Raw genomic sequence first — 8,172 nt, 5'->3', positions numbered from 1 at the left:
GCGCGGCACCGGCGCGGCCGCCTGCGCGCCGTTTACGGCCGCGCGCTCAGCCGCCTTCCCGCCGGCGACGAGGACCGCCCGCTCGAGGGCGACATCGCCGCCGCCGAGCAGCTGGTCGCGGACCTGGCGCAGGGCTGACCCGGCCGCGCCGGTGCCGCGCGGGCGGCCGCGCCGGTGCCGCGCCGGGTGCCGCGCCGGGTGCTGCGCCGGCGGCCGCCCCGGTGCCGCGCCGGCGGCCGTCAGAGCTGGCCCAGGCCGAACCTCATCCCCTGGTCGTCCGTGCAGTCGGCGGTGACGCCGTACGGCTGGCGTTCGGGATCGGTCGCCGTTCCGCCGCCGTCCCGCACGCGCCGCGCCGCGGCCGCGATGTCGCCGACGCGGTACGTCAGCACGATGGCCGGCCGGCTGGTGCCGCCCCGCAGGCCGATCATCGGCAGCGGGCCGCGGACCTGCAGGCCGCGCGGCACCAGGCCCGGCGCTATCTCCCAGCCGAACAGGGCGCCGTAGAACCGTCCGGCCCGCGCCTCGTCACCCGGCGAGATCGTGATGTAGGCGACGTCGCCAGGCCGGTCAGCGGCCTGGTCCTGACGCGGCGCGTCCGGCGGCATCTCGAGCAGCGTGAACGCGTTGCCCTGGTCGTCGGCGCAGTCCGCCATCATCCCGTACGGCTCGCGGTGCGGCTCGCCGGCGACCCCGCCAAGCGAACGGACCGCCGCCACGGACGCCCCGATGTCGGCGACGCGGTGGACGACCAGCACGCCCGGCCGCTTGATGCCCGGGGACGGCGCGCCGTCCCAGATGCCGAACGGCAGCGACTGCCCGTGCACTTGCGAACTGCGGCCGGGGCGGTGATCGGCGGCGAACGCCCAGCCGAGCACCGCGCCGTAGAACCGGCGGGCACGGGAGGCGTCAGGCACCTGCAGGCTGAGGTAGGCCACGTCGCCTTCGGTGCCGGCGAGCCTGGGTGCAGAGGTCATCGTCGCTCCTTCGGTGAGGGCACGCCGGATCCGTTCCCGCAGCCGGGCCGCGAAGGCGGGATCGGGTGCCAGCGGCACGAGCGGGCGGCGCAGGACTTCCAGCGGGTCAGCCATCGCCGCCACCCCTTCCTTCCTCGTCGCGTTCTTCGTAGGCGCGGCGGAACGCCGCCCGCGCCCTGACGATCAGCGCCTCGGTGGCATGCCTGGTCCGGCCGAGCTCGGCGGCGACCTGCGGCACGGTCAGGTCGTCGAGATAGCGCAGCACCAGGACCACGCGATGGTGCGGCGCCAGCTGATCGAGGACCTGCCGGGCGCGCAACGCGTCGAGCCGCTCCTCCCAGGGATCGTCGTCCTCGCACGCGCTGTCATGGGCCTGGGCCGCCCGCAGCTGGCGCTGCTCACGCGAGCGCGCCCGCCAGTGGTCCACGAGTTTGTGCCGCGCGATCCCGATGAGCCAGCCGGCGCTCAGCACGGCCGTGCCCTTCCTGGCGGCGGCGACCGCCGCCAGGAAGGTCTCCGCCGTCAGGTCCTCGGCCAGCGCGGCGTCGCCGCAGCGTGACAGCAGGTACCCGTAGACGTCCGGCAGGGCCTGGTCGTACAGCGCCAGCAGGTCGGGTGCCGCCGCTCCGGACGGCGCCGGCCTTCCGGGCCGCGAGGGCTCGCTCACATCTACTTCATCGCCGCCGGCGCCCAAACTCCAACGCCCCGGCGCGGAGTGCCGCGCGGCGCTAGTAGAAAAACGCGAACGTGCGGATCTCGACGCTTTCGCGGGTGTGCCCGGCTGGCACGCTCGGGTCGCGGAACGCCGTGTGCGGCGCCCGCCAGGCGACGCTGTGGTCGCTGTCGTGCAGCTTGAGCAGCAGCGCCTCGTCCGGGTTCATGTCAGGGAAGTACCACCAGCGGTGCGCGGGGCTGTAGGTGAACACGGTCCCGGCCGGCTGCGACTGTTCGTCCTCGATCGTGTCAGGCACCGGGTCGGGCGGCTGGTCGACGAAGAGCAGGAGGTTGGCCACGCCTTCGGTGTCGGCGACGCTGCGGTAGTCGAGGATCGCCAGCGGGCAGTCCTGCGGCGGCGGGCTGAAGGCACGCCACAGGCTGGTGTAGATGACCCGGCGGAACTGCTTGCCCGGCCGCCCGTGGGTGGCGTGGAACCTCTCGAACACACCGGGCGCGCGATCGGGGTGCAGGTCGATGTGCACGTCAGGCGCGGGCGGCTGGGCACCGCGCAGCGCCGTCCCCGAGCGGCGCAGCACCCAGCCTTCGGAAATCACCAGGTCGGCTCCGGTCAGCTGCCCGACCAGGTGAGTCGCCTCGCCGGTGTACGCGGCGTCGAGTTCGGCCGGGGCGGAGAAGTCGGCGACCGCGCTGTGGTGCCTGACGAACATGAACCCGTTCCTGTCGAGGCTGAACTCGCCGCCGTGCGGGCGGCCGTCCGCGATCAGGACGACGTGCGGGTCGTACTCGGTGGTGGTCAGGTGCGCCCCGGGCGCGACGTAGAGCCGGTTTTTCGCCGACCAGGGGGCGACGTAGTTCAGGGATGCCCGCACGCCAGCGACGACATCTGTGTCGACAGTCTCCATGGACTCCACTATGGGGCCTGGCCGCCCGTGAGGAAATGCCACAACCGGCGGGCGGAGCCCCGACTCGGCTCACCTGCGCGCTGGCCAGGCAGGCTCCGAGCAGCGCCGGGAGCGTGTACCCGATGGAGGCCCACAATGGCTGGCCGATGAACGTGACGTCGCGCGGCAGCCGGTGGGTGGCCGCCCCGTAGAACGGCGTGCCCTGGTCGGCCAGGACGATGTCGCCGGGCCGCAAGGACCGCGCCACCAGGTCCCACAGCGCCTGCTGGGACAGCGGCGTGCCGGGCGCGAGCGGTTCCCGCGGCGGTGGCACCGGAGCGGGCCGCCCGCCAGGCCTGGGCCGTCCGGACGGCAGCTCGGCGACCAGTGCCGCCAGCACCCGGATCGCGATCCGCAACGGAACCCGCTCATACAGCGCGGCCCCCACGCTTGCCGCGGTGGCACCGATCTCGATGGTTCGCCGACGGGTGATCTGCTGGGTGAAGAACCCGCTGTTCAGGTCGGTGAACTCCACGCCCGCCAGGATCAGGACGGGCGCCTCTTCCACCGTCTCGCGGGCCGTGTCCGCACGCCGGGCCGCGGGTGGCGCGGCGGGGCGCGGGTGGCGCGGCGCTGGGTGGTGGCGGTGGCGGTGCGGTCGCCGCGTGCATGAAGAAGCGGAGGTCCCCGGACTCCGGGGACCTCCGCTTGCGTGCTGGCAGGCAGTTAGCGGCTGCTACCCTTCGAATCCATCGAATTCGCCGTTTCGCACGCCGCCGACAAACGCATGCCATTCATCCGGAGTGAATCGGAGTATTGGCCCCGCGGTGTCCCTGCTGTTGCGGATGCCGATCTCGCCGTCGGGCAGGCTTGCCACCTCAACGCAATTGCCGTTAGCGAAACTAAGAGAGCTCTTGACCCAGTAAGGACCTGAAACTGGCCTTTCGGGTAGCCTGCGGAACGCAGGATTTCCCACGTTACTACCCCTCACTGATCGTTGTCATTGTCGTGAATGCAGCATTGCGGAATGCGGGCGAGGCAAGAGTAGCAGACAACACTCGCGCCGAGGGTCCCTGTCGGCTCAAGCGGCACCTCGGCCCGGTGAATGTCTGTCGTACCCACGGTGTGCCGGGCACCTCAAGCGTGCGCTGTCAGCGCCCACCGCCGATCGCGGGTGGCCGAACGAGTCGCGTCACTTACGCGTGAGCGCGACGGCGCGCACCTGACCAATGCGACTGCGCTGTCTGGAGTATCAGCGCCCTGGACGCCGCCCGGTCGAGCGACGCATCGGCAAGCATCTCGAACGCGATCCGGTGCAGGTAGGTCTCCCGCTCCCCCTCCAGCGTGAAACCGCTCTTCAAATGCTCGGTGCTCACCACGTCTTGCAGCACCGCATCACTATCTGGCCCGAAGCCGAATATGACGAACGACTCCCCCAGGGCCATGTGCTGCGCGTCGAGGGAGAGCACCCGCAGGGTGAGATTCGGCCGCTCACACTCTCGCGCGAGGCGCTGCAACTGCTCATACATCACGGACTCGTCGCCGATCCGGCGCCGCAGGATCGATTCGTCGAGCACCACCGCCAGCTGCAGTCCGTCGCGGTTCAGCACCTGCTGGCGCCGCATGCGGACCCTGACCAGCCGGCCGATCATGCCGGGAGCGACCGGCTCGACCCTGCTGTAGCTGCTGATTATGTGCCTGGCATAAGCCTCGGTCTGCAGCAGGCCAGGCACGACATCGACGTGCCATATGGCGATCGACGTCGCCTCGTGCTCCAGGCCGATGAATTGCTGATAATCCTCGGAGAGGCTGTCCGCGAATTCTTCCCACCAGCCCTTCCGAGCCGCATCCTCGGCGAGGCCGAGGAGAAGCTCGCGGCGGGAGCCGGTGACCTCGTAATAGTCGAGCAGCCTTTCGACTTCCCGCGGTCGCAAGCCCGTCCGGGCCCGCTCGTACCTGCTGATCTTGGAGGCCGACCATTTCAGCGCCGCGGCGACGGTGTCGCCGCTCTTGCCCTTGCTCTCCCTGATCCCGCGCAGTTCAGCGGCAAGCCGGCGTCGCCGCACCGTGGGGCTTGCTGGCGCGATCATCGGGCGTCCTTCCTCCTCGCTGCTGCGCGGGCGGACTAGCGCGACGGTTACGAGGATGTCACGGACACGAATTGTGAAACCTCTATTACACTATACACTCGGCCGCGGCAATCGAGAATACTCACTAGTTCTCTTTCGTCCCGGGCGAACCTCTGTTATCTGGCGCCTAATCGGGTTTGAGCTCCGGCTTTCCCGCGTCACGCGGGCGGGTGCAGGCGCGTCCCCGCCGCTGGGTGCCCGCCGACCGTCGCCCGGCGACGCGATATGCCCGGTATGCCGGAATCCCCGAACCGGACATTCCGGACAGGCCGATTATCGGGAAGGAAAATGCCTGTCAGGGGTGGCCCTTTCTTTCCCGTTGTCTCGGCCGGGTGCGTGCAGGGCCAGCGGGAGGGGCTGGCGTGACGGACGGGAATGGGCCGCGCGCCGGGCCGGCGCCGCGGCCCGTCCCGCCGGTGAGGTTCGCGCTCGCCGTTGGCGGTGGGGCCCCCGCCACCAATAGGTAGGGCATCTCACTGTGTACCGCTAACGATTCGGTAACATCGCTGGTCAGATGGCGTGCCGCTGGTTGCCTCTGCTGCCTTACGCGCGTCCCCGCGTGCGCACGGGCAGGGTCGCCCAAATTGGGATGCAAATTGCCCGACCCATCGCAACAGATTCCGCTGTGCGCGCACGATGACAGCCCATGCACCTATGTACGCAACCTAACGCCACCCCGCACGGCGCAAGTTCTCATCTTCCGTGACAGTCCTCACCCATGACTGACGTGCCGTGCGAGGTCACCAGCGGCCCACGGCAGGACGCTGCGCAGCAGGAGAACACCGATAGCCAGTCCGAAGACCAGCACCGCTACCGGGACAAGCCTGCGCTGCCAGTCCTCACTCATGTGCTGCCTGCTGACGCGGGATCGCACGGGCTATGGCGTACTCACGCTCACGGGGGATGCGACGCTCCACGCGGGCAGGGCAGATGTACGCGTTCCACAGTTCCCCTTGCGCGGACAGTATCCCTGACTCATCCGCTTCCCACGGCGTCAGGTCGGCTTGGTCTTCCGCCACGGCAAGGCTCGTGAACACGCCCACGTCCAGCCCATCGCGGTAGTCGAGTATCACGACGTAGACAAGCTCCCGCCGCCGGAAAGCACGCGCGATAGCCTTGATGTTCATTCCGCGCCCCTCTCGAAAGTGACCTCATACGCGGGATCATGCGGCGGTTGCCACTGGATATTACGCGGGTAAATGTGCGCATCGAACTTATCCCCGCGTGCGGTAAGCGGGGAGAACGGGGAACCGTCCGGGTGGGCTTCCCACGGTCCCGGCAGCTCAGACTGCTCCCTGGCAAGCTCTAGCGTCCCGTAGACGTCGGGCACCTCGTGTAGCCGCTGGGTCCTGTCAGGGTCGTGGTATTCCTGCACCACCACGTAGACAGGTCCGGGGTACCGCTCGTGCTCGGCTATCTGCCGTTCGGTGCCCTCTTGCGTGTACCCGTAGATCGCCACTGCACCTCGCGGCACTGCCAGGAACCCCGCGTGCAAGCGGGTGATGTCCCATTTGGGATGCCTCGCCCGTAGTGCTGTCAGCTCTTTGTCGTCATCGTGGTATCTGTCTATCGGTCCCATGCCTGCCCCTGTCGCTCACACCCAACGGGTGTTCGGGTGCGTGAGAGACAAGCGTAACCACCCCAGACAAGCCATGCCACCCATGACAGGGATGCCCGCGTATCTGCGGTGGGGTGTGCTGTCCTACCGTGACATGATGACCGTGGACTACCGTTCACCCGAACCGCTGTATGTGCAGCTAGCGAACATTCTCCGCGAACGCATACGAAACGGCGAGTTCGGCAGCGGACCCCTGCCGTCTAACCGCACGCTGCGCGAGACGTACGACATAGGCGAGTACGCGGTGACGCACGCGCTTAAAGTGCTCACTGATGAGGGACTGATTTTCAGCGTCCCCCGACGCGGCTACTACGTGGCATTGGCTAAGTGAGACGCCCCCGCATCGGAATGAGTCCACCTATAATTTGTTTCATGGTTAACCGGGGCGTGAAACACGGATTCCACGGCATGTCGCGGCACGCGATGTATCCCACTTGGATAATGATGCTCAACCGCTGCGAAAATCCCGAGAACAGTCTCTATCCGTTTTACGGTGCGCGAGGCATTAAAGTTTGCGATGCCTGGCATGACATAGCAGCGTTCGTTGCCGACATTGAGCGTGAGCTTGGTCCCAGACCTTCGGGCATGTCGCTAGACAGAATCGACAACAACGGGAACTATGCGCCCGGTAACGTCCGATGGGCTACCAGGCTGGAACAGTCGCGGAACAGGAGGAGCAGCCGTCATATCGGGGCGTATCCGCTAATCCTCTATAAGTGGCGACACGGCCAGACTCGGCGGCAGATAGCTGACGACCTTGGATTGGATTACCACGTGGTGAAGGCCGTTGTCGTGCGCCATGCCTCTTGACCGTAGTTGTGCCGTGACCAGCGGGGGCATCCCAGCTCACAGGGTAGCGTGAAAGCCGCTCAGGCTTGATTCTGGCGCGTCCTACGGCGTGTCGTTGCCTGACATGCTCAGTAAGCGTTATAGGCAACCACCTGACATGAGGTGATATTCGAACCACTGATATTCGTTTCCACGGTGCCCCGCACCGACTGGCCAGCGGAAATTACCTCATCCCACCCGATATCAGGGACAGACGAGATTTCCTCGTTTCCGTCATAGAACACGACGGATTCCGTTTCCAGCGTTACCGGCTGACCGGTGTTGTTTATCGCGGTCAGTACGACGTTGACGGCATTGGCAGCATAGCTCTGCCCGTGCAAGGGCACTAGCGAGCATTCAAAGCTAAGCGCGGAAACCGTAGGGCTGGACGCCGCAGCGGTTTGCGTGGCAGGGACGTATACGGTCCTTATTGCCGGGGAGCACGCGGCTACGGCCAGCAGAGCGCCGCCCAGGGCTATCCCCGCGAGCTGCTCACGGATACTCAATGTCGTACACTACCGTGCCGCTGGGTACATTCCTGCTGATCTTGCGGATATGCCCGCCGCGCCACGACTGCCGCATGTCGATGTCCGCGTACGAGACCGTACAGCGGCAAGTCGTGTTCCATGGTTCCCTCTCGTGTCGTGCTTACAGCACCATGGTACACAGTGTGGCGGGCTATAGGGTTGGCGCTGGGGGCCCCACCGCCAATGCGGAGCGGTCTGGCGAGCGCCGGGGGACGGTGCGAGTAGCGGCGGGGGACAATGCGAGCGAGGAAACGCGCCTGGAGTTGCGGGAGTGGGCGACCGGAGCCCCGGCGTGCTCCGCGGCACGCCGGGGAGCACGCAGGCAGGCACACGGGCAGCAGGCACACGGGCAGCAGGCACACGGGCACGCGCTGGGGGACGCGGGCACGCGGGCGGGGAGCGGGGCACGGGGGCACGCAACTGGGGGACGTTAGGCAGGCCAATGGCCTGCCGGGGATTGGGTTAATCGGCGGCAGGCCATTAATCGTGTGCCTGGTTAGTTCACGCGAAGAAGTAGGTCCAGGCCGGGTCGGC

Annotated in this window: 10 protein-coding genes; 1 reads left to right on the top strand and 9 read right to left on the bottom strand. The window is 67.6% G+C overall.

Features of this window, described 5'->3' with window-relative positions; genetic code table 11:
• Window positions 1–239: 239 nt before the first annotated feature.
• The 8 genes from Q1N79_RS05510 to Q1N79_RS05475 all read right to left on the bottom strand — a co-directional run bounded on the left by Q1N79_RS05510 (window position 240) and on the right by Q1N79_RS05475 (window position 6,139).
• Window positions 240–1,091 carry a VOC family protein gene (locus tag Q1N79_RS05510; RefSeq protein WP_300605244.1) on the bottom strand — a complete coding sequence of 284 codons (852 nt, stop codon included), beginning with the start codon at window positions 1,089–1,091 and terminating at the stop codon, window positions 240–242.
• Window positions 1,084–1,644 carry a sigma-70 family RNA polymerase sigma factor gene (locus tag Q1N79_RS05505; protein WP_300605243.1) on the bottom strand — a complete coding sequence of 187 codons (561 nt, stop codon included), beginning with the start codon at window positions 1,642–1,644 and terminating at the stop codon, window positions 1,084–1,086. Before Q1N79_RS05505 ends, Q1N79_RS05510 begins: the two co-directional genes overlap by 8 nt.
• Before the next feature lie 61 nt (window positions 1,645–1,705).
• A complete protein-coding gene (locus Q1N79_RS05500) occupies window positions 1,706–2,557 on the bottom strand; it encodes a CmcJ/NvfI family oxidoreductase (RefSeq protein ID WP_300605241.1) in 852 nt (283 codons plus the stop codon).
• Window positions 2,558–3,272: 715 nt separating this feature from the next.
• Window positions 3,273–3,512 (bottom strand): DUF397 domain-containing protein, encoded by a 240-nt coding sequence (locus tag Q1N79_RS05495; RefSeq protein WP_300605239.1) that lies wholly within the window; start codon window positions 3,510–3,512, stop codon window positions 3,273–3,275.
• A gap of 220 nt (window positions 3,513–3,732) precedes the next feature.
• Window positions 3,733–4,626: a helix-turn-helix transcriptional regulator gene (locus Q1N79_RS05490; protein ID WP_300605237.1), complete on the bottom strand. Its 894-nt coding sequence runs from the start codon at window positions 4,624–4,626 to the stop codon at window positions 3,733–3,735.
• Between the two features lie 751 nt (window positions 4,627–5,377).
• Window positions 5,378–5,512: a hypothetical protein gene (locus tag Q1N79_RS05485; protein WP_300605235.1), complete on the bottom strand. Its 135-nt coding sequence runs from the start codon at window positions 5,510–5,512 to the stop codon at window positions 5,378–5,380.
• A complete protein-coding gene (locus Q1N79_RS05480; protein WP_300605233.1) occupies window positions 5,505–5,792 on the bottom strand; it encodes a hypothetical protein in 288 nt (95 codons plus the stop codon). Before Q1N79_RS05480 ends, Q1N79_RS05485 begins: the two co-directional genes overlap by 8 nt.
• A complete protein-coding gene (locus Q1N79_RS05475) occupies window positions 5,789–6,139 on the bottom strand; it encodes a hypothetical protein (RefSeq protein WP_300605231.1) in 351 nt (116 codons plus the stop codon). The genes Q1N79_RS05480 and Q1N79_RS05475 overlap by 4 nt, the downstream gene beginning before the upstream one ends.
• Window positions 6,140–6,380: 241 nt before the next feature.
• Between Q1N79_RS05475 and Q1N79_RS05470 the strand changes: the two genes are divergently transcribed.
• Complete coding sequence (locus Q1N79_RS05470) at window positions 6,381–6,614, top strand: winged helix-turn-helix domain-containing protein (protein WP_300605230.1); 234 nt, start codon at window positions 6,381–6,383, stop codon at window positions 6,612–6,614.
• A gap of 586 nt (window positions 6,615–7,200) precedes the next feature.
• Here Q1N79_RS05470 and Q1N79_RS05465 read toward each other — a convergent pair.
• Window positions 7,201–7,452 carry a hypothetical protein gene (locus Q1N79_RS05465; RefSeq protein WP_300605228.1) on the bottom strand — a complete coding sequence of 84 codons (252 nt, stop codon included), beginning with the start codon at window positions 7,450–7,452 and terminating at the stop codon, window positions 7,201–7,203.
• Window positions 7,453–8,172: the final 720 nt, after the last annotated feature.

Origin of the sequence: Trebonia sp., assembly GCF_030042015.1 — a bacterium.
Lineage (GTDB): Bacteria > Actinomycetota > Actinomycetes > Streptosporangiales > Streptosporangiaceae > Trebonia.
Note: the sequence above shows the minus strand (reverse complement) of the source record. Positions and strands in the feature narration are given on the sequence as shown.

Bases quoted from the DNA above. Each gene is read 5' to 3' on its own strand.
- Q1N79_RS05485 (WP_300605235.1), bottom strand. From the start codon at position 5,512: ATGAGTGAGGACTGGCAGCGCAGGCTTGTCCCGGTAGCGGTGCTGGTC.
- Q1N79_RS05470 (WP_300605230.1), top strand. From the start codon at position 6,381: ATGACCGTGGACTACCGTTCACCCGAACCGCTGTATGTGCAGCTAGCG.
- Q1N79_RS05490 (WP_300605237.1), bottom strand. From the start codon at position 4,626: ATGATCGCGCCAGCAAGCCCCACGGTGCGGCGACGCCGGCTTGCCGCT.
- Q1N79_RS05510 (WP_300605244.1), bottom strand. From the start codon at position 1,091: ATGGCTGACCCGCTGGAAGTCCTGCGCCGCCCGCTCGTGCCGCTGGCA.
- Q1N79_RS05500 (WP_300605241.1), bottom strand. From the start codon at position 2,557: ATGGAGACTGTCGACACAGATGTCGTCGCTGGCGTGCGGGCATCCCTG.
- Q1N79_RS05480 (WP_300605233.1), bottom strand. From the start codon at position 5,792: ATGAACATCAAGGCTATCGCGCGTGCTTTCCGGCGGCGGGAGCTTGTC.